The following is a 25,784-nucleotide window of genomic DNA, read 5'->3' as shown; positions in this document are numbered from 1 at the left end:
AATTCAGGAGCATGTTTAATTCGTGTTTTCTTAGTTGTCATTGTTCACCTCGTTAGTGATTGTACTCACTTAACTCAGTGTCCAAAACTTCTGGTGCGGATCATCTATCATCAATTTTTTACGGCAAGTCTTTCCCGCGCTGACCATATGATGGCTGATCACCCAAACGGTCCCAATCTCCGACGAGATTCGAAAGTGTCGAGGGGTATCTCCGGAAGAAAGCATTTCTAAAGGGCTAATGTTACTTGCGTGATTAAAGCATACGAAGGTGTGCTCCATACGTCGAGCAAATGCTTTGCCGATGTGATGCTCACTGATCCCTTGGTTATGCACTGTAGGGTAGTGGTGTTCACATAGTTTTAGGCAGTCATCTTGAAATTGATTAACGCTTTTAATCACTAGATCTAATAACAATGAAGTCCCTTATACATAGTTACTATCTTATTGATGGGCAATAGTACGGTAATTGATGTGTCATTACCTATTAGCAAAGTGCGAGTTCTTGATCCCTATATCAAAATTAGCGATTACCAGGCGATTTTATGGATAGCACTGGCACTTCCAGGGTCTGTATTCTAAATTATGAGGAATTCTAATCAGTTAGAAGGATTATGGTTGGTTAACAAAGTTATCGCCAGTTAACTTAATCTTAGTCAGTTAATCACAATTGTTCTAGCTACACTTTATTTGGACATCGTCATGACCATTCAATTAGATTCAAAACAGAAGTCGGAACTTACTCAAACGCTTCAACAGTACCTCCAAGATGAGCTCGATGTGGAGCTTGGTCAGTTCGACACTGAGTTTCTGGTCGACTTCATCAGTAAAAAGTTTGGTGCCGTTTACTACAACAAGGGGATAGAAGACGCTCAAAAGGTGATGGAACGTAAGATGTTAGACATTTCTGATGAGCTTTACGAGATTGAGCAAATCGTTGAAATTTAATATTAAGCCTAAACTTGTTCAAAAATTTTGAATAACTCGTTTAATTTGAAATGATGTTACCAATGTAAAGCTTGGTAAATACTATGTTACACAAACTGAGTGTAGGGTACGCTTTGCAAAACTACACCAATCGTTAACATTCGGAATAGATGTATGGACAACAACGTTAGAAATTACAACCCTTTAGCAAGAGCGATGCATTGGATTTCAGCGCTAACAATTTTTGGTTTATTTGGTGTTGGCCTATGGATGGTTGACCTCTCATATTACAGCGAGTGGTACAAAACTGCACCAGACTATCATCGTTCGGTAGGCATTCTTTTGGCCGCTGTAACTGTAGTTCGCTTGGTTTGGAAGTTAGTTACCGCGTCACCAACCGTAGAGGGTAAAGCCTATGAAGTTGTAGCTGCAAAAATTGCGCACGGCTTCATGTACGTTAACTTAGCGGTTTTATTTATTTCAGGTTATTTGATTTCTACATCAGATGGCCGTGGGATCGACGTTTTCAATTGGTTCACTGTTCCTAGTATGGGTGAACTTTTTGCAAACCAATCTGATCTTGCAGGAACGGTTCACTACTATGCTGCCTGGGTACTGATCATAATGGCATCAGTGCACGCCTTAGCAGCGATAAAACACCATGTTATCGACAAAGACGATACGCTACGAAAAATGATAGGAGCTTCAAAATGAAAAAGTCAATTATCGCTACAGGATTAGCATTCGCTATGGCAATGCCTTTCGCTGCTAACGCTGCTGATTACGTGATTGATACAAAAGGTGCGCACGCCTCTGTAAACTTTAAAGTTAGCCACCTGGGTTACAGCTTTATCCAAGGTCGTTTTAACACATTTTCTGGTGACTTCTCGTATGACGCAAACAACGTTGAAGCATCAAAAGTAAACGTGATCGTTGATACAACGAGCCTTGACTCTAACCACGCTGAGCGTGATAAGCACATTCGTAGCTCTGATTTCATTGATGCTGGTAAGTTCTCTGACGCGACATTTAACAGTACCAAAGTGGTCGATAAAGGTGACGGCAAACTTGAAGTAATGGGCGACCTTAAACTTCACGGTGTAACTAAGCCTATCGTTATCGAAGCTGAGTTCATTGGTGCTGGTCAAGACCCGTGGGGTGGTGAGCGTGCTGGTTTCGTTGGTACAACACGTCTAGAACTTGCTGATTTCAACATTCCAGTAATGGGCGCTTCAAGCTACGTAGACATGGATCTACACGTTGAAGGTGTCAAAAAGTAATCAAGTGATTACTGGTCGCTTGTAGGTATCGTCTTTTAATTAATATCAAATTCACTAGATACCGAACACGACAGTTAGAAATAGAGAAAGGCGCAAAGTATTCACTTTGCGCCTTTTTATTATGGTAAATGGTAACGCGGTTAGATCTGTTTTGTGTCAAACCTTTAGTCGCGCTTTAAGCCACCATTTACTTTTAGCCAGTCAACGTTGCCATGACTGATTTTCGAGGAGAACAACTAATCCCTAATTGCTTCCCTTGTTCTAGTTAGCTAGTAAAACAGTCGTTAGCTATACGCTTCCTAGTTAAACCGTTGCATGTTAAACCACAGTGGGTTAACCCGTTAGCCAGTTAAGCCGTTTCTAGTTCCGCTTTTGGAACCACGTTTAGGCGGTCACCGTAGATTGGGCGAAGTGCTAGCATCACCTCAGTTCTAGTAAGAACACCTACCATCACACCGTTTTCCAACACTGGAAGCATATGTGGTTGGCTTACTTTCATCGCTTTCGCACGCTCTTCTAAAGAAAGTGAAGTCAGGCGAGTTGCGAAGCCCATGCTAGTAGTCGGATACAGTTGCTCTTTGTCAATACATAGGAACTCAGCCACATCAACTAGCTTGTCGCTTGCATCGATTGCCACAACGTCGCGGCTCATTAGGTCTACGACTTTCTGGCCTTTAGTTGGGATGTAATCTTGGCACCAAAGGTCAACCATTACGTCATGAACAGAGAAGATACCAACCAGACGACCTTCAACATCGCAAACAGGAGCGCTAACAAGTTGAGCGTCTAATAGTGAATCAATTGCCACTGATGTAGGCATTTCTACGCTTAGTGTAATTGGTTGAGTGTTCATGATTTGCTTGATAGTCGTTGCTGTGTTCATAGTAATTTCCTTAACTGACGTAATTTCTGTTGTTTGTGTAATTGCAGTAATTTTTGCTGCTTTAAGTTGTGGGCGACGGTAGATGCTCCAATTGGCTAAGCCGACCAATACCGAACCACCTACAATGTTGCCGATTGTTACAGGCACCAAGTTTGCGGTGACAAATTTCATGATGTTTAGGTCTGCATACTGGGCTGGTGTTGCGCCAATTTGCATCCAAAAGCTTTCTGGTGCGAATGTTTGAATCGTGATGCCTAGGGGAACCATGAACATATTCGCCACACAGTGTTCAAAGCCTGAACTAACGAACATTGCTACGGGTAATACGGTCATCATCGCTTTGGTCATGGCATTAGCAGAGCTGAACGTTAACCAAATGGCTAAACACACCAATAAGTTACAAAGCACACCCAAAGCGAAAGCTTGAACAGGGCTGTGGTGTAGTTTGTGTTGAGCAATATTCAGAGCATTTAAACCCCATTGCCCACCATCCAATTGATACAAGCCAGCTGCGCTTACTAGAGCCAAAAGGAACATGGCACCGATAAAGTTACCGACATAGACCTTGCCCCAAATAGACAGCATCTTAGTGAAGGTAATCTGCTTGTTAGCCCATGAAATGCTTGATAACACTGAGCTGGTAAACAGCTCGCCACCGCAAATCACAATCAGGATTAACCCCATACTGAATGCTAGACCGCCGGCTAAGCGACTCAATCCCCATCCAGCATCAGCGCTGCCTGTGGTTACCGTGATGTAGAATAAAAAAGCAAGCCCGATGAATGCGCCAGCCATGATCGCTAAACTTAAAGTCATGCTGCTGGTTTTATTTGCTTTGCTTAATGCAAACTTTTCTGCTTCCGCCATCATTTCTGTTGGTGAGAACAGTTGATGATTTTCAGAAGTGCTGGTTGCCATATCCCCCCCTTGAACAATCCGTCATGTGTAATTCCTAGTGTTAATGACTTGGTTAATCCGTAATGGTTAATCAGTAATGTTTTGCAGGGCTCGTTTTGTCCTGCCATTCCAGATTAGGGGGTTGGTCGATAGAGGTAAAATTGATAATTTTTAAAAACCACATCAAATTTATTGATATAGATTGGGTTACGCGTAAAATGAAATTGATTGCTCATCGGCTTAACAAAAACAGAGCAATAGGACACAAATAATTAAAAGCATTAAGGATGAATTTTGCGTTATTCATTAAAGCAACTCGCGGTATTTGATGCAGTGGCAGATTCCGGGAGCGTTAGTATTGCAGCAGACAAGTTGGCGTTGACTCAATCTGCGACAAGTATGTCTCTAGCACAGTTGGAAAAAATGCTTGGTAGGCCTTTGTTTGAAAGGCAGGGCAAGCAAATGGCCCTTACTCATTGGGGCATGTGGCTAAGGCCCAAAGCGAAGCGTTTACTGCAAGACGCGCAGCAAATCGAAATGGGTTTTTACGAACAGCATTTATTGAGCGGAGAGCTCAAATTAGGTGCGAGCCAAACCCCCGCAGAGCACTTGGTACCAGACCTCATCAGTATTATTGATAACGACTTTCCAGAGATGCGAATCTCGCTCGGTGTACAAAGTACCGATGCCGTTATCGATGGCGTATTAGATTACAAATATGACTTGGGTGTTATCGAAGGCCGTTGTGACGACAGCAGAGTTCATCAAGAAGTCTGGTGTACGGACCATTTAACCGTGGTTGCATCCGCTCATCACCCGTTTGCGAAGCGTGAAAGAGTGAGTTTGGCGCAACTAGAGCAAGCGAAGTGGGTATTACGCGAACACGGTTCGGGTACTCGCAAAGTTTTTGATAGTTCTATTCATCATTTAATTGGTGATCTTGATGTTTGGCGAGAGTATGAACACGTTCCCGTTTTAAGAAGTTTGGTAGCAAACGGCCCATATTTAACGTGTTTACCTTATCTAGACGTTGAGCAGTTTGTTGAATCAGGTCAGCTCGTTACCCTGAATGTTCCAGAGCTTGAGATGGAACGTACGCTTTCATTCATTTGGCGTGCCGATATGGCAGAAAACCCACTTGCTGAATGTATCAAGCGTGAAGGCAAGCGGATGATGAAAGGCAAACCGTCCGTTCTTTAGTGGCTATTCAACACCAACGCTAATAACTAAATATGTTGAATAAGCGATTCCGGTCTCTATCTAGTGATAAATGCACATTCGCGTACATTATTAATGTGATCATGATCGGCTAAAAGAAGACGTTCTTACCATAGTATGCTTACTTGATTTTAAGTGAGGCTAAATCCGGTTACGTTCAATTACGTAATTAGGCTTTAGAAATAGTATGAGTACATTAGTCGCGATTTCATTAACAACAGGTATTTTGTCAGGTCTTTGGGGATGGATAGCTATCTCTTTCGGCTTATTGTCATGGGCAGGTTTCTTAGGTTGCACCAGTTACTTTGCTTCGCCAACAGGCGGTGTAAAAGGATTGGCAGGTAGCTTACTGACCAACATGACAGGCGTATTCTGGGCAATGGTGATTATCGAAAGCTCAACCTTCGCAGGGTTAGAGATTTTAGGCTATGTGATTACGGCTATTGTCGCTTTCTTTATGTGTATTCAAGCAAAACAAGCGTGGTTAGGTTATATCCCAGGGACCTTCATTGGTTGCTGTGCGACGTTTGCTGCAGGTGGTGACTGGCAATTAGTTGTGCCTTCTTTACTACTTGGCGGAGTATTTGGATACTTGATGAAAGCTACGGGCTTGTGGCTTCACGCAAAATCAACTCAATCTTCGGAAGTGGTTGAACAACACGCTAAACAAGCAAAGGCGTAACGAATACGTTAAGCAACGATACTTTAGTTACTGTGAACTCTTGCAAGATAACCCCCAATTAATTTGTATATCAATTTATACAGGCACACCACTTGGTGTGCCTTTTTTGATTTTGGTTACTCTAAAAATACGATGACCTTATCTACAGAAGAACTTATAGCGTCTATCAGAGAAGCTAAAGGCTTAGGTATTCCCATTCGCCATGGTGATCACTCGTTTTAGTGTCCAGCGTAATAACAGTGGTATGCATTCTTGACCGCGGCTCTCACAATGGGAAACTATCGCTAAAGCGAGGTCCGGTTTTGCATGTTTCTTCAATACTTTAGCCACTACTTTTTTCGGCGGAATAGGGTGATCATAAGGGATCTTGACCATGTCCCTGAAAAAGCTCTCAAATCCATTCATATACAAATAGTGTTCGATGTCTTTATCTGGTAACTCGGTTAAACGATGACGTTCTTGATCGTTACCAAGCTTGGAGTGAACCGTTGCTGCGTACTTTTTACCTGCGGCATCCCCATCGGTGACCACGTGCCAATCGATGCCAAATTCTTGTGCGACTTTGATTAAAGCTTTGAGCCCAGACTGAGCAAACTCAATAATCTGTACACCTTCGGCTGCAAGGTTATATCCGCATTGGTTGGCCAGTTCATTAAACAGCCAAACTTCGGTTTCACCTTCAACTAACAGCCAGCATCGAGCGAATAACGCACCAGAGCGATGGAACCGAATATGGAAACCAATACGTCTCAATTCATCTTTGCTGAAGTGGTTCATGTTCAGTTGATTAGCGATGGTTTTGTCTGATTGACGAACCAAACGACGAATAGATTGTAATGGAACCGCGGCAAGCAACTCACCACTGTTAGTAGTGAGGATTTTCTGCATTGGCAGCTTTTGCATCAGGCTCCAAGCCCTCGCCAAGTGAGTAGGGTGCAATCGACCTTCGGGATCTTCGAGGATCAAAAGCGGACGCGCACATCGTCTTAAGTCATTTGGTCCCTTCGCTTGTAGGTAAGCGTTCAGTAAACCCATGAATAATAAACGAGTTTGTTTATTCTTGGTTTCTTCAACAAGTTGATGAATACTCTGATCATTAGCCCCAGCTGAATAGAGCAAGCCATCTCTTTGTTTTCTTGGGTTACGACGCGAATTACTCTTGAAGGAAAAGTAGTGTTCAATCAGGCTCTGCATTGACTGTAAGCTGCTGCGCATCTCGCCTTTGTTTACATGCCCAGGGATAGCCATTAGACGACGGCATGTATTATCGATTCGTTTTTCAATTCGAGCTTGGCGTGCGTTACCATTATTGCCATTGCCATTGCCATTGCCATTGCCATTGCCATTGCCATTGTTCGAATTTCCATTCCCGTTACCATTGATAGGCGCGTTATGGTTAAGTGACTTGGCATTAAAAGGACGATCAAAGTGCCTTGCATCGCGTAATCGAATTACTGGGTGCAAGGTCATCAATTCTTGTGCGAGCTTTTCTGAATGGTGAAGCTTGAGAGGGTTACCATCTAGGCCTAAGAATGCATAGTGGGTGGTGGTTTCATACTGCTCCAAAGTCGCGCTGATTCGGTAATAAATTCGATAAACACCGAATTCATCTTGGACCCAGATTGGCTTGAGCTTGCGATAACGGCCTGCATTCAGCTCGCTCTTGTCGTTGGCTTTGAGCGATAGGACAATTTGAAGATGTTGAGACTGTGGATGTGAAACTGAGTAATCGACATGAAAATCGGTCATTTCAAAGTGGTATGGCACACCGTCTGAGGGCAGAACGACGGAAAGGGCATCTAATAGTGAAGACTTACCCCAAGTATTTTCACCAATGAGCGTGGTTAGCTCGTCAAACGCCAATGACATGCGCTTGATACCTCGAAAGCCAGAAATCTCGATTCTTTCTAGTTGCATAGGCTTACTCCTAACGGAAGGCTCTGCTAATTGTTTGAAAGCTAACAGATATCTTTAATCATAATCGAAAAATGCATATTCGGTATGCTTATCTGTCACAAAACCCACTCTTTGTTTATACGCCGTAAAATGAGATTTTTGATCTATCTCGAGTATTTTTTTGCAGTGCAGTTTCATAAAATTCACGATTCTGTCATGATTCCCGACCTAGTATGAAGGGACAAAGAGAGAAGACAATATGACTAAAAAGAATAAGCCGACAAAAATTGTGTTGGCACACATCAACGACACCCACTCATACTTTGAACCAACGTCATTACAGCTATCACTTAAAATGAACAACCACATCATTGAACCTTATGTCAGTGCTGGTGGTTTCGCTCGAATCGCAACACGCTTTAAACAAATAGAACAAGATGCCCAACGACAAAAGGTCGGAACCCTGTTCCTGCATGCTGGGGACTGCTTTCAAGGGACCCTGTACTTTTCTCTGTTCAAGGGGAAAGCCAACGCCGATCTGCTGAATGCACTGAATATTGACGCTATGACTCTCGGCAATCACGAACTAGACATGGGTAATGAACCCGTTGCTATGTTCGCAAAGAAAATCCAATTTCCGCTATTGGCCGGTAACTGGAACTTGTCGAATGAAGATATCAATAAAACTCATACCTTAGCAGACAACGACATTGTTAAGCCTTATCAACCCGAAACACGAAGTGCTTCTTATATAACGAAAGAGTTCGATGCTCAGAAGGTCGCTATTTTTGGCTTAAGCATCGATAAGATGTCGAGTATTGCCAACCCAGATTTAGATACTCCATTTGAAAATGCCCTTGAAACAGCGAAAGCAACCATAGAGCAAATTCACAAAGCAGGTATCAATAAAATTGTATTGCTCAGTCACCTTGGTTACGAAGCCGATTTAGAGCTCGCGGCAAATGTCTCTGGCATTGGAGTGATCGTTGGCGGTCATAGCCACCGCTTGCAAGGTGATTTCTCAGATATTGGCTTGGCAAAAGACGATGACTATGGCGTGAAAGTGGGTGATACCTATGTCGTACAAGCGGGCTTCCACGCAATGAGCCTAGGCCACTGCGAAATCGAGTTCGACGCTCAAGGTAAAGTGACGCACTTTAATGGCAAGAATGAACTGTTATTAGGTCGACGCCTCTTTATCGATGCGAAATTGAGTGAAGTAGGGCAAGACGATGCACATGATATGGCGTGTGATTTTTTGAGCAATCACCCAAACATCGCAGTGTGTAAGAAAGATCCTGAGCTGCAAAGCATCCTTACAGACAAGTATCAGCCTAGAGTCCGTAAACTTCAGCAGCAAGTAGTAGCGCATGCCGACACTAAGTTACGCCATGTTCGTATCCCTGATGAAAATGGGCCAAGCCAACTTGCACCGCTCGTTGCTCAATCATTCCACTACTTAATGAACCAAAAAGGACATCAGGTAGATTTTGCGATCCATAACTCTGGTGGTGTAAGGAACTCCCTTAATAGCGGTGATGTTTCGGTTGCCGATATTGCCGGAAAGCTACTACCGTTTGCCGTACCTATTGGCGTGTATGAAGTCAGAGGTGAAACGATAGCTGGTATGTTGGAAGGTGCCATCAATAACGCACTGGATAACGGTGTGGTTGGCACAGGATCGGGGAGTTTCCCTTACACCCATAACTTAAGGTTTTGTTACCACAAAGAAGCGCCACTCGGGCATCGCATCCATCATTTAGAAATTCATTCAGAAGAGTCTGGTTGGCAGCCGGTTTCGCGTGATCGCGTCTATCGCGGCACATCATCAGCCTACACGATGAAAGGAAAAGAAGGTTATCACGCGGTGTTGGATATGATCGGAGATGGCACAGTTACGACCTACTCAATGGCAGACTGCTTTATTGCGTTTTTGCAGGATAATCCTGAGTCGCTTCAGTACAATGAACCACTTAATTGTATGGAGTGCTTTAGGTAATCATCTCTAAAACAAGTCATTTATAAATTGGCACTGTTTATGCTTAGAATCTAGGGTAATCCTTGTGGAGGCAAAGCATGAATAGGAAAGATTGGTTGGATGCAGCGGCTGTTGTCGGTTGGGTATCCATTTGGTCGGCATTGGTTTATCTGGTACCTGTAGCCGGTATATAGTACATCGTGAACGGATGTTTCAGTAAGATATAGTGATAAAACGAATGGTATTTTATGTGTTGTCTGTTGGCTCTAAAGCTAACGGACAGGGCTAATAGTATTGTCGGAATCAATACGAGTGTCTTATTGACAGACTGGCACAAATAAAAAGGGAGCGTTTTGCTCCTTTTTTATTTATTTCTGCAAATTTATCTAGACGAAACAAAGTTAGGGGAATATTATCCACGCGTTTGGGGAGTAGTTAGCGCAAGTTTACATATCGTCATCTCGTTAGGCCAAGTGTCTATCCGGTATGTAAAGGTGAAATCCCATATTTCACTTCAACGAGACCAACGCAATCACAGTCAAGATCCGTCGTGGAGCTTGATATGTTTTGTTTGCGGAAGGTCTTTAAACAGTTCTTCCGCCCGGAGGAATAATGAACTCAACTCAATCTCTATTATCTACCAATAGTGAATCCTTTTTTTCATCGCCAATCATGACGACGTATGCGGGATTTTTCCTGCTGACGGTTATTCTCGTCTCTATTGATATCTATCAGACTCGCGGTGGTAACGTCACAATCAGAAAAGCGGCGATCTGGAGTGTTTTCTGGTTTTTGCTAGCATTCTTGTTTGCAGGTTCTATCTACCTGTTTTGGGATGTGTACGCACCAAATAGTGATTACACCGCGCAAAAGGCGACAGTGTCATTCATCACGGGTTATTTGCTAGAGAAATCATTGAGCGTAGACAACCTGTTTGTATTCGCGATGATCTTTGCTCAATACCAGGTTCCTGAACATCTAAGACCTCGTGCGCTTCTTTGGGGCGTAATTGGTGCATTGGTGCTTCGTGCAATTATGATCGCACTAGGTGCTCAATTACTTGCTGAATATCACTGGGTGCTCTACGTATTCGCTGCGTTCTTGATTGGTACAGGTATTAAACTGGCTTTAGACAAGGGCGAAGAGGAAAGTGTGAATACACTGCCTGAAAAGCTACTTCGTAAAATCATGCCGGTAACTGAAGATTTCCATGGTCCAGCACTAATGATTAAGCAGGGCACCAAATGGGTACTAACGCCAATGATGTTGGTGATTGGTGCGATTGCAGTCATGGACGTGATGTTTGCACTGGACTCTATCCCTGCAATCTTCGCGGTAACACAAGAACCGTTCTTGGTACTTGCGGCTAACGTGTTTGCGTTACTTGGTCTTCGCTCATTGTACTTTGTACTGCAAGGTATGATGGACAAGTTCATCTATTTGAAACCAGCGCTTTCGTTCATCATGGTGTTCATTGGTGTGAAAATGCTTCTGGTTGATAGCGAGTGGGCTATCCCAACTTACTGGTCATTGGCGGTATTGGTTTCTACGATGACAATAGCGGTTATAGCGTCTATTTATGCAAAGAAGCCTGCTATTGAGCAAGTAAATTAGAGTAAATATAACTTATCGAAAACTCGATAGTAGACATGTGGTCGGTGAAGCGGAAAATTTATTTATGTAAAATTTCTGTGACATCGACCACTTTTGTTTGAGGGGTATTTGTACTAAATGCATGATTTAAGCATCATGTTGAATTTTAAATCACTGTTCATGCATATGTATTTTTGTGTGTTGTTAATGGTTTGTTTTATTAGAAAAACTAATCTCAAAGTCTAAATTTAGTCATTTTTTAACCTGCAAAAGATCACTTATTATTCTTGCCATCAGAACGAAACACACAAACAAATTTATAGAGAGGCAATCATGGCTCAAGCAGTACAAATGAATACTATCGCTGTTCCTAACTCTATGGATAAGAAGACCTACTCGGTTAACTTCAAAGGATTGATTGCACACATTTTTGATATTCTTTTCGTAGACAACTCTCCACGTAGCTACTACGCGAGCGACCTATCTGGTCACATGCAACGCGATATCGGTATCAACCGTTAATCTCAGCGTAAACGCATAGAATAGAATAGAATAGAATAGAATAGAATAGAAGAAAGACAGAATTTAAAAAACGCCAGCTTCTCAGCTGGCGTTTTTGTATTTGAAACAGTTTGTATCTGAAAGAAAACGTTAAGTATCGCGGTCTTTAGATAAGTAGCTTCTATGAGGATCGCGGTATGTCACACGCCAAATACAACACATCATTGATCAAACTCTGCTTATTTGCCTTACCGATCGGCTTCTATTCTTCAGTGTCGAATGCACAAACTTGGAGTCACGAAGGGCAGCCGGCACAGGTGATTGAACTATTCACTTCAGAAGGTTGTTCTAGTTGTCCTCCCGCTGATGCGTATCTAAGTACATTTGAAGATGAACCAGAACTGTGGACACAAGTCATCCCTCTCGCTTATCACGTCGACTATTGGGACTACCTCGGTTGGGGGGATAAGTTCGCGAGTAAGGCCTTTAGTCAAAAGCAACGTTTGTATAACGCTTATGGGGTGACAAGCGGGGTCTATACACCGGGTTTTGTTGTTGATGGAAAAGAGTGGCGCGGCTATTTCAAGTGGCTCGATAGAACGTTACCTGCGCTCCCCCAAAAGCATAACCCCAAGCTGACGGTAAATCATAAAGGCGACACGTTCAGCGTGAGTTACGAAGGTAAAGGTGATTATGTGGCACATATCGCTCTATTGGCGATGAACGAAGTCACAAGTGTAAAAGCTGGTGAAAACAGAGGTAAGAAGTTAGAGCATGATTTTGTCGTAGTGTACGATGGCTACCAACGTGGTGAATCTGAGTGGCAATTCAATGTGGACTTTGATCCGCTAGTCGCTTCGCCCGATGCCGTAGCTATCTGGTTAACCGCACCTAATTCGTACGCACCTGAACAGACGGTAGCAGGGTGGTTGAATTAAACTCACGGTGCTCAACGCCAAGCGTCCCTCAATTATCAAGTTAGAAATTGGGGCGACACCAAACCGGTACTGTGTCGCCTTCGTCCCGTTTTAGTTGGTCTAAATTGAAGTTACAGGCTGGAAAGGGGCGATTTAGTTACGTAATACGGCGGAAATACGTTAGTATAGCGCGCTATTATTTTAGCTTTGAGTTCCTGCAATTAATGACTAACACCACAGCACCAACCAACTTCTCTGATCTTGGCTTAATTTCTCCTTTGATGGCTCGTCTTACCGAGCTTGAATATCAACAGCCAACGCCTATCCAAGCGCAAGTGATTCCAAGTGTGTTAGCAGGACGCGACTTAATTGCAGGCGCAAATACGGGCTCGGGTAAAACCGCTGCATTTGCACTTCCTCTGTTACAACAGATCCATGAAGATGCACCTTTAGATCGTCGCTCGGGCAAAGGTAACTTCGTTTCTGGCCTTATCTTAGTGCCGACTCGCGAACTGGCTAAACAAGTTGCTGATAGCGTTAAATCTTACGCAGTACATTTTAACGGTGCGATTAAAACGGTTTGTGTATTTGGTGGTGTGTCTGTGAACACTCAGATGCAGGCACTACGAGGCGGCACTGACATCTTGGTGGCAACACCAGGTCGCCTGCTTGACCTTATTTCAAGCAACGCAATCAAGCTTGATAAAGTCAAAACTCTCGTGCTTGATGAAGCGGATCGAATGTTAAGCCTTGGCTTTACAGAAGAACTAGGCGCTATCTTGAAGCTTTTGCCAAGTAATAAGCAAACTCTATTGTTCTCTGCAACATTCCCTGAACAAGTTCAAGCCCTAACCGAAGAGCTTCTTAATGACCCTCTAGAGGTTCAACTTCAAAGCGCGAACGCGAGTACGCTGGTTCAGCGTGTATTTGAAGTAGAGAAAGGCCGAAAAACTGCATTATTGGCTCACTTAATCAAACAACACGAATGGCGCCAAGCTCTGATCTTCGTGAATGCAAAGAACAGCTGTGAACACTTAGCAGACAAACTATACAAACGCGGCATCATTGCAGAAGTCTTCCACGGCGATAAAGGGCAGGGCTCTCGTACTCGTATCCTTGAAGATTTTAAATCTGGCGAGATCGATGTTCTGATCGCAACTGACATAGCAGCTCGTGGTCTGGATATCGAAAAGCTTCCTGTTGTTATCAACTTTGATTTACCGCGTAGCCCTTCAGACTACATGCACCGTATTGGCCGAAGTGGTCGTGCAGGTGAGGTTGGCTTAGCGCTATCTTTGATCGACCATGAAGACTACCATCACTTCAAAGTCATCGAGAAGAAGAACAAGATTCGTCTTGAGCGTGAGCAAATCGAAGGCTTTGAAGTTGATGCAGAAGCGGTTGCTGAACTGATCGCTGCGCTTAAGCCTGTTGCACCACCTGCTGGCACAGGTAAGAAGAAAAAGAAGAAGAAAGCAGCACAAAACCAAGATGTGTGGCTGAAAAACAACTGATATGAATCGGTGACTATCGGTGAGTCAGTAATTATCGATACAGAAAAAGGCGCTTGATTGCGCCTTTTTTGTGTCGGTTGTTCCACCATTTTCTACTGTCTGCATGATGCTGATAGCGGATAGCCCCCATCAAATCAAATCGCCGCTTTTACTCTGAACAGGTCGGTAAACAGCTTGGCAATCATCAAAATAATCAGAAGAGTGGTCAACATAAGCAGTGGCGTCTCAATCCGATATACAGGTGTAAGGTTCAAAGCTCCGGAGGTAAGTACGACTAACAAGTTGATACCCAAGACTCGATGTACCATCAGTTTAGGTGTAGCAAAAACCTTCCAGATAACCACGCTATTGATGAAATAGAATAGCGCCAGTTGCCACAATTCAGTCATCATCGGCATGATGAAGATGTATTGAAGTAAGATAACCGTACCCGTTCCAATTACACCAAAAAAAGCATCTTTAATAACACTGGGTGGCATGGTTGGTAGCATCGAAGAGAATATGCCTGCGATCATCGGAAAGATAAAACCACCCGGAACAGGAAGGTATATCCAAACCAGTAGTGACGTTACAAACATGGACACACCCTGTAGAACTTTTCTGCCATCTTGATTTAAGTGCTGAACAAAAGTGCGATGTTCTTGGTGCCAGCACACCTTTGTATTGCTCATCATGACCAAAGGTTCTCCCTCGACCAGAGAGTGGTGAGGCATCATTAAATCTAACTGCTCCATATTCTCAACCAGTATCGGCCAATGAATAGGGTCATCATGTTCGTCAGAAGCAAGTTCAAGCAGACGTCCTTGGATATGGGCCATTTCGTTGATTCGTAAACGCCATGCTTTAACATTCTGTTTTAAATGGTAGCTTCCCGATAGTGGTAAGTTTAATAACTGATACAGCTTATCAATGTTCGTAGAATTAGCCTCTAACGCTTCAACATCGAGCTGTGTTGGGTTTCGCATTGCTGATAATAGAGTTTCTTTGCTAGATTCAAAGCGTTGTACAAATTGTTGCTCTGTGTTCACTGGCCAAAGTAAACGATAGACTATTGAAAATGTGATTACGCCAAGAAGAGTTTCTTGTATACGTAACACAGCAAAATAGAACGTAGCTTGGTTGTCGAATCCACCCATACAAGAAATGATGGAGCAGACAGCAAAGCCGATCGAAAATATATAGCCGTATTTATCGTCGCTTGACATAAAAATACATACCCCAAGAAATAGGGTAAAGAACGTCAAAAACAATAAGCGGTCTTGCGAAAACATGGCGATCAGAAAAAAGGCATAACCGGTTCCCAACAAAGTTCCCATCAACCGGTTATGACCTTTGTTCATTGAGTGTGCAAAGCTTTCATTCAATGCCATTACGGCAACGGCTATCGCAGCCCAATATGGCTTCTCCCATTGAAACCACAGGGCAAGGCAGATCGCGATGACAATAGAAAGCGCAGCTTTAATTGCTTCTTTAGTTGATGCACTGAACATAAAACCCACACTTCTATTTAATTATTTTGATCGAAGCCGTCATGCCTACGCGAAGTTGTAAGTCCTCAGGCACCTTATCGAGCTCTACTTTAATTGGGATACGCTGAGCAAGACGGATCCATTGAAAATTTGGATTAACGTTAGGTAAAAGATCGTTACCAGTGCTTCCATCTTGTTTGGCAATACCAAACCCAATGCTTTTTATATGGCCTTCCAATAGGATATTGTTATGCATCATGAGCGTGACCAACGCTTTATTATTGGATTCAACACCCACTAGGTCGGTTTCTTTGAAGTAGCCTTCAATCCAGAAGCTGTCTTCATCAATCAAGGCTACTACTGGTGTGTTGGCTACAACCTGAGAACCTGCACGTAGATTTAAGTTAGTAATGTAGCCATTTGTCGGCGCATAAACCTTGGTAAACTTCAGGTTCAATTGTGCTTCTTCAACATTTGCTTTTGCTAGATCTACATTGGCAGCAGAAGTTTCAACCGCATTGCTCAAATTGTTGAGCGTTAGAATAGGCACTGCGCCAGGTGTGCGCTTTTGTAGGTTAACGGCACGTTGCTCTTCATTTTTTGCTTTCGCTAATAGTGCAAGCGCTTGTTTTTGCGTTGCTAATGCCTTGTGGTAAGCCGCTTTGTAAATACTAGGGTCAATTTCAAAGAGCAAGTCACCTTTAGAAACGTGCGAGTTATCATCCACATGGACCTTAGTAACTTGTCCGGTAACACGAGGCGTTATAGATACAATGTAAGCACTGACCTGACCATCTCTTGTCCAAGGGTTACTTGTATAGGATTGATAGTAGGTATACGCGACTGTTCCCGCAGCAGCGAGCAATAATAATGAAATTAAGTAACGTTTAATCATGTGAGGTGCCTTATAAAATGGGAATGAATAGGCCGATCACGCCTGTAAACAGTACGACTAAGCAAATCTCCGCAATCGCAGGAAAAGCGACAAACTTATGTAACCCGAACTTGGTTGCGAGTGACCCTGTGACCATTGTTAATGCGTAAGCTAAAGCGATAACCAATAAAAACGGGGGGAAATAGACTTCACCCCAAACAAGCTCGTGCGGCATGGTATTCATGTTTTGATTCTCTAACGTCTGAAGAAGACAACGATAAATGAAAGAGAGAATTACTAAAACTCGCTTATAGAGGATCAGATCCATCAAATAAAATGAATTAAGGTATATACTGAAGTTTAAAGCGGTAAAGGAGAGGTCGATAATTTTTCTATCTCACTTTGAACTTAACGAATTATTTAGAAGCGAGCACATCAAAATGAACTTTAGTATTGAACAACTTCTCGCGTTTGTGACTGTCTATGAACAGCTTTCGTTCAGTAAAGCTGCAGTAAAACTCAATAAGCACAGAACGACCGTGGGCCAGGTAATTACGAACTTGGAAGATCATCTTGCAGTAAATCTGTTTGAAAGAGTGGGTCGCTCTGTTGAGCCCACAGAGGATGGACACCTCCTTTATCACTACGCGAAGCAAATGACCGAACATGCCCGCACCTTCAACAAGGTTGCATCGAGCCTTTCTTATGGCGGGTTAGAAAACATCACCATTGCTTACTCCAGCATGGTTCCACAAGGTGTGCTAGTGGATATACGTAAACGACTTAAACAAGACTTCCCAATGATGCGAGTTAATTTTGTCATCAGGAATAAAAAGGAAATTAAGGCAGGGTTACAAAGTGGAGAATTGCACTTTGGGCTTGTGAATGCGCATCATAGCCGAGCAATGCACAGTTTTGATTCGACGTTTCTAGGACATTTTGAGTTTTATCCGTTCGCACAAAAAGCTGGCGAGCTGTCACAGATAGACAAAGACGACGTATTAGTGGCCTTGAGAAACTCGAAACAGTTTGTCTTGAAATCTCTGGTTGATGAAGGGATGGCAGAGAAGATTATTGTTAGCTCGGACTATGAAGAAATTGACCAGCTGTCACTAATTATCAGAATGCTTGAAGAGGGTTTAGGCTGGGCATTGCTACCCAAGGCTTTTTTCACTGACTCAGAGTTTTCAACGCATTTAATAGAGCCGATTCATTCCGCTCAAATGGTAGAAGGCTTCAAATTTGGCTTCGCATTGTGGTGCCCACACTCTAAGCAAGTCAGTGCCATCAAAGGCTCTTTGGTCTCGGTCATAAAAGAGTATCGAGATCAGCTTATTGGTAGCGTTAAGCGATGATGATTTAAGGTATAAAAAAGGCGCTCAACGAGCGCCTTTTTCGTTATGAATAGAAGCGATTACTTCTTACGGCAGTACTCAGCGATCACGTACATTGATTGACCACCGTTAGTTTTACCAGAAACAAGCTTAGGATCGTCACCAACGCTAATACCGCGGATAACAGTACCTTGCTTGATTACTTGGTTTGTACCTTTAACAGGAAGATCTTTGATTACTGTTACGTCGTCACCTTTTTTAAGTTCAACGCCGTTGCAATCAAGAGGCTTATCATCAGCAGACATGCCGATTTGTGCCCATACTGATGTTTCTTCTTCCATGTACATCATATCTAGCGCGTCTTGAGCCCAGCTCTCTGAGTTAAGACGAGTTAGTTGGCGCCATGCTGTTACTTGAACAGGGGCTTCCTGGCTCCACATGCTGTCAGTTAGGCAGCGCCAGTGATTAATATCTTTAGGCTCGTCAATCTCACCAAGACATTTGTCACATACCATGATGCCGTGATCCACTGTTACGTGGCTGTGTGGCGGTACTGCGTATGCAGTAAGAGAAGAATCAGAACCACATAGTTCACATTTAGATTGGCAGCGTTCTAGCATAGTAGCTTCAGAAGACATAATGGACTCACATTTATTAGGTATTAATTTACGGGGCTATTATCCACTTTATTTACAATAAAGAAAGAGGTCGTACGGTATTCTGTCTTGATTAATTTTAGCCGAGATCAACCATTTGTGTTTTAAAGTTTTATGCAAACGGTTAACTAACCTTAGTTAAAAGTTGCGAATACAAAAATGCCAGCGGTTAGGCTGGCATTTGGTTTAGTGAGGGAGAGTTATTATTCCAATACCGCTCCATTAATTGAGCCTGCTGATAAAGCGTTGTTTACCAAGAAGTCTGTAGCTTGGGTCTGCATGCTAATGTGATGGTTTAAATCTAGTGGCATAGGCGTAGTGGTATCTTGCGGAGCAACAAATGTACTATGCGATGCCACATCACTAAACTTAACAAAGTCTTTAGTGCCGTTTGGTGATGTATTGCTTGCATCTACCACCGTTAAGCCAAGTTTCGTAGCGAGCGGTGTTGTACCAGCAAAAGGTGCATCCGCAACAGTATTTGGCACTGTTTGGTCGTCTTGTGCTTGCCCCATATAAATAGGCATCTGAGTAGAAGCTGCTAGCAAGTAATCAACATTACTATATGGATCAATAGTGTCTAACACGGTTTGTGCCGCATAAGCGAACTGTTGGAACGCGGCCGTCATTGCAGCTAGTTGTTCCGGCGTAGCATTATCTTCAAACGTGCTATAACAAACTTGATCTGTTAAACCTGTGCAGCTTGCAGAAGCGAAACTTGCGTAATCACTAGAAGCACCCAAAGCTACATTATGCTTAACTTGCGGTCCAAAGAACGGTGAACCCAACAAAAGGTTAGATATCTGTCCACCAGAGTTTTCAATAGCCGCAGCACTGAAGCTATATAAAGCATCGGCAGTCGCACTACCTAGCGTTCGGTTAGATGATGCAACTGCAGTTGTTCCGACAATACCACCCAATGAATGACCTAAGAATTTAACCTGTGAGCCAGCAAATGCTTTCAAAGGTGAACTAGCAAGCAAACCAGCTTGCAAAGAAGCAGTTAAAGAGGCTCTTAAGCCCATTACATCCAATGAACTTTGGCGTACGTTATCGCGAGCTACAGGTAGGTTAGCAAGGTTCAAGTAAGCCAACACATCTGCGTTTGCTGAACGGGTATCATCTAGACTGCGCGTACCATGTATTGGTAAGTCAATTGCGATAACAGCAACGCCAGCTCTCGCTAAATTGTAAGCGAACGCATAAGCATTTTCTTTAGCAGAGGTTATACCGTGTTGGTAAATCACCACATCAGTAGGATCTGCACCATTAGGTGTAAATAACAAAAACTCTACAGACTCTAATGATTTTACCTGAGGAACTGGAGAGTATTTCGTAATAACTCTTTCGCTATCAAGTGGTGAACCATCTGCTAAAGTCAGGTTTAGGCCAACTAGTTTAAGCTGTTCTGTTTGGTCAGTCGCTAATACACTAGTATCGATACCTGCTGCAACTAATTGAGCAGCCATGTTAGCTTGCTCGTTAGCATCACTTAGAGCATTTGATACTTTAGCTAAGCTAGGCATACCTGATTCGAATGGCTGAGAATTCCATTCGCTAATACTGGTTTCTAGGTAATAAGGTAACTGAACGAAACCCTGAGTCACATCAACGTTGTCAGTACCACCGTATAGTCCGTTAATCGCAGCCTTTAGAGTAGCGATAGTTGTCGCGTCACCGCCAGCAACATATTTATCGAAGTCTGTATCGTTTGCTAATGCTGTAGTGAAGAGTTCTGTAGAACCGAATTGCATTGTGTAAGCTGCCGTAAGATCGACAGAGTTAGGGTTTGCGCTGCCTTTCCAGACACCATTTAGGTTTGTCGCTGCCAATCCTGTTGCCGTAGCGCCTTTAGTAGCAAATAGCGTGTCTCCAACAGACTCAGTAGTAAACCAAGTTGAATAGATGATGTTCTCTGTATCAAGGTTAATTGCACCTGCTGCTGTCGCGCCAGCGAAGATCTTCTCAACCCCTTGAGTGACTTGTTGAGCTTGAGCAAGGCTACCTTCGGTATAAATCACTGCACTCGATTTTAGTGCAGCGTAACTTGCTGACATACCAACAGGATCACCATTCACATCCGTAAGTTCGTTTGACAGAGCCAACACATACTCACTGGAGGCATCAAGTGAATCATCAAATTTGATCGTGAACGTGTCAGTTGCAGAACTAGATTCGACCTCAAAATCAATACCTAGCGTCAATACCTTTGTAACACTTGGTGTGGTCTCAGATGTAAGTGAACCACTAAGTTGTAAAAGATAAACGCCACCAGTCGCAGCACCATCCGCTAATCCAGCACCTTCAAAATCCATGATGATCGGCATAGAAGTCGACCAACCGTCCATAGTGTTCATTGCTGCGATAGGGTTGGTCAATGAGTCATCACCGCTAGTCGGCAGACCCAGTGTGCCGTCTGTCGTATCCATCAATGCAAAGCTTGGAAGAGGAACTGCGACATCTGCACCTGTTAACTGAAACTTGATGTTAGTCGCTTGAGCAAGTGAATCTTGAATATATTGCTCATATTGAATTGCGGTTGATGCGCCAGAGCTTGATGAGTCGTCACCACAACCAGCAAGAAACATTGCAGAAGCAAGCAGCGAAACATTAAATAACTTTTTCATGTTTTGTAATTCCGTTTAGTTGAAGGTGTAGTTCATTTGAATCGCAGATAGGTACGCAACTGCATCGCCAGAGAACTCAAGCTCTTGGCCTAGTTCATTGGTTTCTTTGAAGTCACCATCTTTACTTTGTACAAGGGCAAAACCAGCATCGAACGAAAGGTTAGGGCTGTACTGGAAAGTTAAACCGGCGCTGTACCAAAAACGGTCACTATCGGGGATACTTAATGTCGCTTCACCCGCTTGTTCGTCGTATGCAAGACCAGCTCGCAGAGTCCACGCTTGGTTCAGTTGATAAGTCGCACCTAATGAGTAACGGTTGTTATCGTCGTAGTGTTCAGTCTTTTTGAAACATTCACCATTTACACAATCTGGACTGGTTGCTTTAAGTTCTTTGAAGCTACTCCAACCCGTTTGCTGCCAACCGTAGTGAATTGCCCACTGGTCAGTCAGTTGGTGAAAAGCGGAGATTTCTATAATCGAAGGTAACGTGATCTTAAGACGACCTGTTGTAGATGTAGCACTGCCTTGTACGATGCTTCCGGTGTAATCGTTAAAGTCACCATCATCAAAATCTAGGTCAACTTCAGAACGATAGGCGATAGCGAAGCGATTGTTTTCGTTTAGCTCATATAGCGCACCAACGTTCCAACCGAATGCAAAAGTTTCACCCGTCATGCTAATCAGCTTGGTAGAAGCAGGATCACCGGTAATGTTAGAAATTGAACCTTGGTGACGGTTCAGTTCTGCCTCAGCGTAAACAAAGTTCACGCCAGCACCAACGCTGAATTGTTGGTTAATTCGATATGCTACGTTTGGATTGATGTTAACAGAGATCAGAGAAGTATCACCGGCGAGATCACCAGCATAGATATCGTCTGGGTAGTCAGTCGCTACACCATAGTTTGAGAACATACCGATACCCCAAGCCCATTTATCATTGATTGGACTAATGTAGTAAGCAGCTGGAACAACTTGCAGAGGCGCCACATCACTGGACTTCTGACTCTGACCGCCAGAACCTGGGACATTCTTCTGTGTGATGTCTACTTCTGGATCAACGATAGAAACCGCGCCTGAAAACTGGGCTGTATCAAATAGGGTCATTGCGGCGGGGTTTCTCGCTAGTACACTCGCGTTGTCAGCTACTGCACCTTCACCTGAAAACGAGCGACCAAGGCCTGAGGCAGAATGCTCAGCAACTTGGAAGCCAGCGGCAAGTGAATTACATGCAAATAGCACCGAAAGTGAAACGAGAGAGCGTTGTATTGTTTTCATCCTTGACCCTCCTAGGGCATCGAATTTCGTTATTATGGTTTGAAAACACACTGAGCATTTTTGGTGTTGAAGCTCCAATGTAAACAGCATGTTAAATTCATGTTTTATATAAAGTCAAAGAAAGAGTTGTTATTTTGTGAACTTATATTTTTGAGGGGCGGCACTTTAACATCAATATTATAAATGCAATCAATGGTTTATTTGTGGTTGGAGGTGTGACCAGAGTGTTTATGCACCGTTACGGTATAAATAGTGTTCAATAGCTCGATATGTAACGATTTTGTTTCTGTTTACCGTCATTCCCTAAATCGGCATAATATCAGCTCATTTTGATGGTCATTTAATTGGAATTTATAGTTTGGAATTACTCGCGATAGAGTTTCTTGGTAAACCACTTCGTTTAGAAGGATCGATGGCAGGGTGGCAGCAGCTATTTTGGGACAACACACTAGTGTCTCAATTAGATGCGACTTCGGAAGATGGTGATGTGCGAACACATACATTTATGCTTCGTTCTGGCGAAGAAACGTTGCAGTGTCACGTGGAATCTACGGTTCAGTGGCAACCTTTTGAGATGGTTTATAAGGCGCTGGTTAACGGACAAGTCGTTACCGAAGGAAGTCGTAATACTAAAGACATCGAGCAGCAAACTCCGGTTGTCGCACCTAAACCTGAAAAGCGCTTTAGCCTGATTGGGTTAGTATCGCTTGGAATGAAAGCGCTTAAGAGCGCTAAGTTGATTAAAGTAGTGCTCGCATCTGCAAGTTTGGCGGCATATTCGTGGCTGTTTTCTATTCAGTTCGCTCTCGCTTTGATCGCTTGCTTGATGTTCCATGAATATGGACATATCAGAGCCATGAAGTACTTCGGTATGAAAACGAAAGGTATTTATCTAATCCCATTCCTTGGTGGCTTAGCACTCTCCGACGAAAAGATTAATACACGATGGCAAGATGTGGTTATCTCAATCATGGGGCCTTTGTTTGGACTGATATTATCGCTTGTGTTCACCGTGTTGTATTGGGTGACAGGTGAGATGTTCTTTGCAGGTCTTGCGGTATTTAATGCCTTACTTAACCTATTCAACCTATTGCCAATTTTGCCGCTTGATGGTGGTCATGTTCTAAAAAGTATCAGCTTTTCGATGAACAGTGTGCTCGGTATCGTTCTATGTGTCGCAGCGGCTGTAGGCGGCGTTATTCTAAGTTATCAGTTGAATCTAACGCTGTTTGGCTTCTTATTGATTATGGGTAGCGTTGAAATTCTGTTTGAATGGAGAGGGCGCCACCATAGCCATTTATTACCACTAGATAGATATGGCCAAGTAGTTTCTTTCCTTTGGTATGTAGGCCTGGTTTCTAGTTTGATCGGCATTATTTGGTATTTTGCTTCTACAGGCGACCAGCTACTAAGCCTACCGTTACAGATCCTTGGTACTTAATGCTCTTGCGATAGAGTCAATGTCAGAGCAAGAATCTCACTAAACAAAAAAACGCCCTAACCATTTTGGATAGGGCGTTTTTTATGGAGTCTCACCGAGTCGTGTTGCTAAAGCGATCCTAGCTTACATTATGCCTTACAGTTTGGTCTTGCTACATTCGATTGAGGTAGCGTTGTTATTTTTGACTGTAAGTCTTTAATACGAGTACTGTGCGAAGGGTGAGTAGAAAGAAGCTCTGGTGGTTGGCTTCCACCTGACGCTTTCGCCATGTTCTGCCACAAATCGACGCTCTGTTTAGGGTCAAAGCCAGCTTGCGCCATGTATTCTAGGCCAACAATATCGGCTTCAGACTCTTGAGTTCGACCATAAGGCAGAATCACACCATATTGAACCCCCAAGCCTAATGCGGCCATGGTCATCCCTTGATATTGCTTGTATTCAGATGAACCCAAAGCAACACTCGTAATCGATAAACCTGTATTGGCGATCTGTGATTGGGACAAACGTTCGTTGCTGTGATCAGCTAAAACGTGCGCGACTTCGTGTCCGATGACGGTAGCCAATTGGTCTTGGTTCACTGCAACCTTAAGTAACCCCGTATAAACACCAATTTTACCACCAGGTAGGGCAAACGCGTTTACTTGGTCACTATCAAAAACAACGACTTCCCATTCACTAAAACCTTGCTTAGGAATGTGTTGAGTAATACTGTTCGCTACACACTGTACATAGGCGTTTGTTTTTGCATCTGTACTAATAGGTTGCTCTTTCTTCATTTGTTCGAAAGATTGCGCGCCAAGTTGAGACATATCTTTGTCTGAAAACAGCAGCAATTGATTTCTTCCTGTTGGAGAAGCGCTACATGCGGTTAAGCCTGCGAGAGTGAGAAGCGAGGCAAACTTCTTCCATGACGTCATACAATATCCTCTGTGTATTCGGTTTTTATGCATGTTAACATCAACTTGCGTAATGGCTAATAGGTATAAGATAACTTATTAGATGTAAGACAAGAACAGACACCAATAACAAACTCTGCTCAAGCGATAACAAAAATTAAGGAAACTGCATGACCATTTGGAAAAAGCCTGTTGACCTAGATACCTTCAACGCGACCTCAAAAAATACCTTAATTGAGCACCTCAACATCGTTTATACCGAGGTCAACGACAATTCATTAGTGGCGACTATGCCCGTTTGTCATTTTACTCACCAACCACTTGGTATGCTTCATGGTGGTGCTTCCGTCGTGCTTGCAGAAACGTTGGGCTCGTTAGCGGCAAATTTCTGTGTGCCAGAAGGCTACTACTGTGTTGGACTCGACATCAACGCTAATCATGTAAGATCAATGCGTGCAGGGCATGTTATCGGCACCGCTGAGCCAATTCACCTTGGTGTATCGACACAAGTATGGCAGATAAATATTACTGACGAGCGTCAACGCTTGGTCTGTACAAGCCGTTTAACCATTGCAGTAAAAAAGCACAAACGATAAAACGATCGATTATTGGTGACACCATTGTGACCACCAGTTTGAACCCCGTTAACTAACCATAATTCTAGTTTGAGAAATCCATGGTCATAACCTTTAAAAATGGAAAAGTCATTGCAACAGCGCACGAGCTTGTTGTTCGTTTAGATGGTGAACATAGAGTCACGCTTCAAGCTCAAGTCGATGCGATTCAACTGATCGGAAAAGGGGCAAATGTCATCTCAGCCAATGGCTCTGAATGTAAGTGGTCAATAAAGTTAGACGATGAACAACAGCTTCGCGACATCGCCAATGAAATTGGTTGTGATGTGATGTAATCCTATGTCTGCAAAGCGC

Annotated in this window: 23 protein-coding genes and 1 pseudogene; 14 read left to right on the top strand and 10 right to left on the bottom strand. The window is 43.2% G+C overall.

What is annotated here, in order from left to right:
• Window positions 1-102: 102 nt before the first annotated feature.
• A pseudogene (locus tag F0251_RS19250) lies at window positions 103-414 on the bottom strand (hypothetical protein); the annotation flags it as partial.
• A 285-nt stretch (window positions 415-699) separates the two neighbouring features.
• On the opposite strand from F0251_RS19250, the gene F0251_RS19245 reads away from it, so the two are divergent.
• From F0251_RS19245 to F0251_RS19235, 3 genes are all read left to right on the top strand, one after another.
• Entirely contained in the window at window positions 700-945 is a 246-nt protein-coding gene (locus F0251_RS19245) for a DUF2164 domain-containing protein (protein ID WP_105058176.1), read from the top strand.
• A 153-nt stretch (window positions 946-1,098) separates the two neighbouring features.
• Window positions 1,099-1,638 carry a cytochrome b gene (locus F0251_RS19240; RefSeq protein WP_171731615.1) on the top strand — a complete coding sequence of 180 codons (540 nt, stop codon included), beginning with the start codon at window positions 1,099-1,101 and terminating at the stop codon, window positions 1,636-1,638.
• Window positions 1,635-2,204 carry a YceI family protein gene (locus F0251_RS19235; protein WP_105058178.1) on the top strand — a complete coding sequence of 190 codons (570 nt, stop codon included), beginning with the start codon at window positions 1,635-1,637 and terminating at the stop codon, window positions 2,202-2,204. Before F0251_RS19240 ends, F0251_RS19235 begins: the two co-directional genes overlap by 4 nt.
• A gap of 349 nt (window positions 2,205-2,553) precedes the next feature.
• Here the strand turns inward: F0251_RS19235 and focA are convergent, their stop codons facing one another.
• Window positions 2,554-4,005, bottom strand: coding sequence for a formate transporter FocA (gene focA / locus F0251_RS19230; protein ID WP_105058179.1), 1,452 nt, complete (start codon window positions 4,003-4,005; stop codon window positions 2,554-2,556).
• A 273-nt stretch (window positions 4,006-4,278) separates the two neighbouring features.
• Between focA and F0251_RS19225 the strand changes: the two genes are divergently transcribed.
• Window positions 4,279-5,184, top strand: coding sequence for a LysR substrate-binding domain-containing protein (locus tag F0251_RS19225; protein ID WP_017631156.1), 906 nt, complete (start codon window positions 4,279-4,281; stop codon window positions 5,182-5,184).
• 205 nt (window positions 5,185-5,389) lie between these two features.
• Window positions 5,390-5,884, top strand: a complete 495-nt coding sequence (locus F0251_RS19220) for a DUF1097 domain-containing protein (RefSeq protein ID WP_004738068.1) — start codon at window positions 5,390-5,392, stop codon at window positions 5,882-5,884.
• A gap of 183 nt (window positions 5,885-6,067) precedes the next feature.
• On the opposite strand, the gene F0251_RS19215 is transcribed toward F0251_RS19220, so the two are convergent.
• Window positions 6,068-7,801, bottom strand: coding sequence for an ATP-dependent endonuclease (locus F0251_RS19215; protein ID WP_171731614.1), 1,734 nt, complete (start codon window positions 7,799-7,801; stop codon window positions 6,068-6,070).
• 238 nt (window positions 7,802-8,039) lie between these two features.
• On the opposite strand from F0251_RS19215, the gene F0251_RS19210 reads away from it, so the two are divergent.
• The 5 genes from F0251_RS19210 (at window position 8,040) to F0251_RS19190 (ending at window position 14,283) form a co-directional block, all read left to right on the top strand.
• The gene (locus F0251_RS19210; protein WP_171731613.1) at window positions 8,040-9,779 is read left to right on the top strand and encodes a bifunctional UDP-sugar hydrolase/5'-nucleotidase; all 1,740 of its coding nucleotides are present in this window, start codon (window positions 8,040-8,042) and stop codon (window positions 9,777-9,779) included.
• A gap of 591 nt (window positions 9,780-10,370) precedes the next feature.
• Window positions 10,371-11,372 (top strand): TerC/Alx family metal homeostasis membrane protein, encoded by a 1,002-nt coding sequence (locus F0251_RS19205; protein ID WP_061030970.1) that lies wholly within the window; start codon window positions 10,371-10,373, stop codon window positions 11,370-11,372.
• A gap of 312 nt (window positions 11,373-11,684) precedes the next feature.
• Window positions 11,685-11,873 carry a hypothetical protein gene (locus F0251_RS19200; protein WP_017059812.1) on the top strand — a complete coding sequence of 63 codons (189 nt, stop codon included), beginning with the start codon at window positions 11,685-11,687 and terminating at the stop codon, window positions 11,871-11,873.
• A 176-nt stretch (window positions 11,874-12,049) separates the two neighbouring features.
• Entirely contained in the window at window positions 12,050-12,790 is a 741-nt protein-coding gene (locus tag F0251_RS19195; protein WP_171731612.1) for a DUF1223 domain-containing protein, read from the top strand.
• Between the two features lie 203 nt (window positions 12,791-12,993).
• Window positions 12,994-14,283 carry a DEAD/DEAH box helicase gene (locus F0251_RS19190; protein ID WP_116870672.1) on the top strand — a complete coding sequence of 430 codons (1,290 nt, stop codon included), beginning with the start codon at window positions 12,994-12,996 and terminating at the stop codon, window positions 14,281-14,283.
• A gap of 134 nt (window positions 14,284-14,417) precedes the next feature.
• On the opposite strand, the gene F0251_RS19185 is transcribed toward F0251_RS19190, so the two are convergent.
• Genes F0251_RS19185 through F0251_RS19175 form a run of 3 tightly spaced genes read right to left on the bottom strand, consistent with a single transcriptional unit; the run spans window position 14,418 to window position 16,870 of the window.
• On the bottom strand, window positions 14,418-15,773 hold the full coding sequence (locus tag F0251_RS19185; RefSeq protein WP_171731611.1) for an FUSC family protein: 1,356 nt from the start codon (window positions 15,771-15,773) through the stop codon (window positions 14,418-14,420).
• A gap of 13 nt (window positions 15,774-15,786) precedes the next feature.
• The gene (locus F0251_RS19180; protein ID WP_171731610.1) at window positions 15,787-16,647 is read right to left on the bottom strand and encodes an HlyD family secretion protein; all 861 of its coding nucleotides are present in this window, start codon (window positions 16,645-16,647) and stop codon (window positions 15,787-15,789) included.
• Between the two features lie 10 nt (window positions 16,648-16,657).
• Window positions 16,658-16,870 (bottom strand): DUF1656 domain-containing protein, encoded by a 213-nt coding sequence (locus tag F0251_RS19175; RefSeq protein ID WP_008221478.1) that lies wholly within the window; start codon window positions 16,868-16,870, stop codon window positions 16,658-16,660.
• 196 nt (window positions 16,871-17,066) lie between these two features.
• Here F0251_RS19175 and F0251_RS19170 point away from each other — a divergent pair, with 196 nt between their 5' ends.
• Window positions 17,067-17,981 carry a LysR family transcriptional regulator gene (locus F0251_RS19170; protein WP_171731609.1) on the top strand — a complete coding sequence of 305 codons (915 nt, stop codon included), beginning with the start codon at window positions 17,067-17,069 and terminating at the stop codon, window positions 17,979-17,981.
• 59 nt (window positions 17,982-18,040) lie between these two features.
• Here F0251_RS19170 and F0251_RS19165 read toward each other — a convergent pair whose 3' ends face one another.
• The 3 genes from F0251_RS19165 to F0251_RS19155 form a co-directional block, all read right to left on the bottom strand.
• Window positions 18,041-18,598 carry a PhnA domain-containing protein gene (locus F0251_RS19165; RefSeq protein ID WP_008221474.1) on the bottom strand — a complete coding sequence of 186 codons (558 nt, stop codon included), beginning with the start codon at window positions 18,596-18,598 and terminating at the stop codon, window positions 18,041-18,043.
• A 221-nt stretch (window positions 18,599-18,819) separates the two neighbouring features.
• On the bottom strand, window positions 18,820-21,243 hold the full coding sequence (locus F0251_RS19160; protein ID WP_105058185.1) for a VolA/Pla-1 family phospholipase: 2,424 nt from the start codon (window positions 21,241-21,243) through the stop codon (window positions 18,820-18,822).
• Window positions 21,244-21,258: 15 nt separating this feature from the next.
• On the bottom strand, window positions 21,259-22,518 hold the full coding sequence (locus F0251_RS19155) for an outer membrane protein transport protein (RefSeq protein WP_061030963.1): 1,260 nt from the start codon (window positions 22,516-22,518) through the stop codon (window positions 21,259-21,261).
• Window positions 22,519-22,876: 358 nt separating this feature from the next.
• Here F0251_RS19155 and F0251_RS19150 point away from each other — a divergent pair, with 358 nt between their 5' ends.
• The gene (locus tag F0251_RS19150) at window positions 22,877-23,959 is read left to right on the top strand and encodes a site-2 protease family protein (RefSeq protein WP_171731608.1); all 1,083 of its coding nucleotides are present in this window, start codon (window positions 22,877-22,879) and stop codon (window positions 23,957-23,959) included.
• A 128-nt stretch (window positions 23,960-24,087) separates the two neighbouring features.
• On the opposite strand, the gene F0251_RS19145 is transcribed toward F0251_RS19150, so the two are convergent.
• Window positions 24,088-24,876, bottom strand: coding sequence for a M48 family metallopeptidase (locus tag F0251_RS19145; protein ID WP_061030961.1), 789 nt, complete (start codon window positions 24,874-24,876; stop codon window positions 24,088-24,090).
• Window positions 24,877-25,025: 149 nt separating this feature from the next.
• On the opposite strand from F0251_RS19145, the gene F0251_RS19140 reads away from it, so the two are divergent.
• A complete protein-coding gene (locus tag F0251_RS19140) occupies window positions 25,026-25,451 on the top strand; it encodes a hotdog fold thioesterase (RefSeq protein ID WP_061030960.1) in 426 nt (141 codons plus the stop codon).
• A gap of 80 nt (window positions 25,452-25,531) precedes the next feature.
• Window positions 25,532-25,765: a DUF3389 domain-containing protein gene (locus F0251_RS19135; RefSeq protein WP_008221462.1), complete on the top strand. Its 234-nt coding sequence runs from the start codon at window positions 25,532-25,534 to the stop codon at window positions 25,763-25,765.
• Window positions 25,766-25,784 lie beyond the last annotated feature (19 nt).

The sequence above is a fragment of the Vibrio sp. 070316B genome (assembly GCF_013114115.1).
Lineage (GTDB): Bacteria > Pseudomonadota > Gammaproteobacteria > Enterobacterales > Vibrionaceae > Vibrio > Vibrio chagasii_B.
The sequence above is the reverse complement of the archived record's forward strand: the minus strand, read 5'-3'. Positions and strand labels throughout refer to the sequence as shown.

What these genes read in the sequence shown, in the direction of transcription:
- F0251_RS19175 (WP_008221478.1), bottom strand. Translation starts at nt 16,870, where the DNA reads ATGAATACCATGCCGCACGAGCTTGTTTGGGGTGAAGTCTATTTCCCC.
- F0251_RS19235 (WP_105058178.1), top strand. Translation starts at nt 1,635, where the DNA reads ATGAAAAAGTCAATTATCGCTACAGGATTAGCATTCGCTATGGCAATG.
- F0251_RS19140 (WP_061030960.1), top strand. Translation starts at nt 25,026, where the DNA reads ATGACCATTTGGAAAAAGCCTGTTGACCTAGATACCTTCAACGCGACC.
- F0251_RS19185 (WP_171731611.1), bottom strand. Translation starts at nt 15,773, where the DNA reads ATGTTCAGTGCATCAACTAAAGAAGCAATTAAAGCTGCGCTTTCTATT.
- F0251_RS19240 (WP_171731615.1), top strand. Translation starts at nt 1,099, where the DNA reads ATGGACAACAACGTTAGAAATTACAACCCTTTAGCAAGAGCGATGCAT.
- F0251_RS19210 (WP_171731613.1), top strand. Translation starts at nt 8,040, where the DNA reads ATGACTAAAAAGAATAAGCCGACAAAAATTGTGTTGGCACACATCAAC.
- F0251_RS19220 (WP_004738068.1), top strand. Translation starts at nt 5,390, where the DNA reads ATGAGTACATTAGTCGCGATTTCATTAACAACAGGTATTTTGTCAGGT.
- F0251_RS19195 (WP_171731612.1), top strand. Translation starts at nt 12,050, where the DNA reads ATGTCACACGCCAAATACAACACATCATTGATCAAACTCTGCTTATTT.
- F0251_RS19170 (WP_171731609.1), top strand. Translation starts at nt 17,067, where the DNA reads ATGAACTTTAGTATTGAACAACTTCTCGCGTTTGTGACTGTCTATGAA.
- F0251_RS19165 (WP_008221474.1), bottom strand. Translation starts at nt 18,598, where the DNA reads ATGTCTTCTGAAGCTACTATGCTAGAACGCTGCCAATCTAAATGTGAA.
- F0251_RS19135 (WP_008221462.1), top strand. Translation starts at nt 25,532, where the DNA reads ATGGTCATAACCTTTAAAAATGGAAAAGTCATTGCAACAGCGCACGAG.
- F0251_RS19160 (WP_105058185.1), bottom strand. Translation starts at nt 21,243, where the DNA reads ATGAAAAAGTTATTTAATGTTTCGCTGCTTGCTTCTGCAATGTTTCTT.
- F0251_RS19205 (WP_061030970.1), top strand. Translation starts at nt 10,371, where the DNA reads ATGAACTCAACTCAATCTCTATTATCTACCAATAGTGAATCCTTTTTT.
- F0251_RS19155 (WP_061030963.1), bottom strand. Translation starts at nt 22,518, where the DNA reads ATGAAAACAATACAACGCTCTCTCGTTTCACTTTCGGTGCTATTTGCA.
- F0251_RS19145 (WP_061030961.1), bottom strand. Translation starts at nt 24,876, where the DNA reads ATGACGTCATGGAAGAAGTTTGCCTCGCTTCTCACTCTCGCAGGCTTA.
- F0251_RS19215 (WP_171731614.1), bottom strand. Translation starts at nt 7,801, where the DNA reads ATGCAACTAGAAAGAATCGAGATTTCTGGCTTTCGAGGTATCAAGCGC.
- F0251_RS19190 (WP_116870672.1), top strand. Translation starts at nt 12,994, where the DNA reads ATGACTAACACCACAGCACCAACCAACTTCTCTGATCTTGGCTTAATT.
- F0251_RS19245 (WP_105058176.1), top strand. Translation starts at nt 700, where the DNA reads ATGACCATTCAATTAGATTCAAAACAGAAGTCGGAACTTACTCAAACG.
- focA (WP_105058179.1), bottom strand. Translation starts at nt 4,005, where the DNA reads ATGGCAACCAGCACTTCTGAAAATCATCAACTGTTCTCACCAACAGAA.
- F0251_RS19200 (WP_017059812.1), top strand. Translation starts at nt 11,685, where the DNA reads ATGGCTCAAGCAGTACAAATGAATACTATCGCTGTTCCTAACTCTATG.
- F0251_RS19180 (WP_171731610.1), bottom strand. Translation starts at nt 16,647, where the DNA reads ATGATTAAACGTTACTTAATTTCATTATTATTGCTCGCTGCTGCGGGA.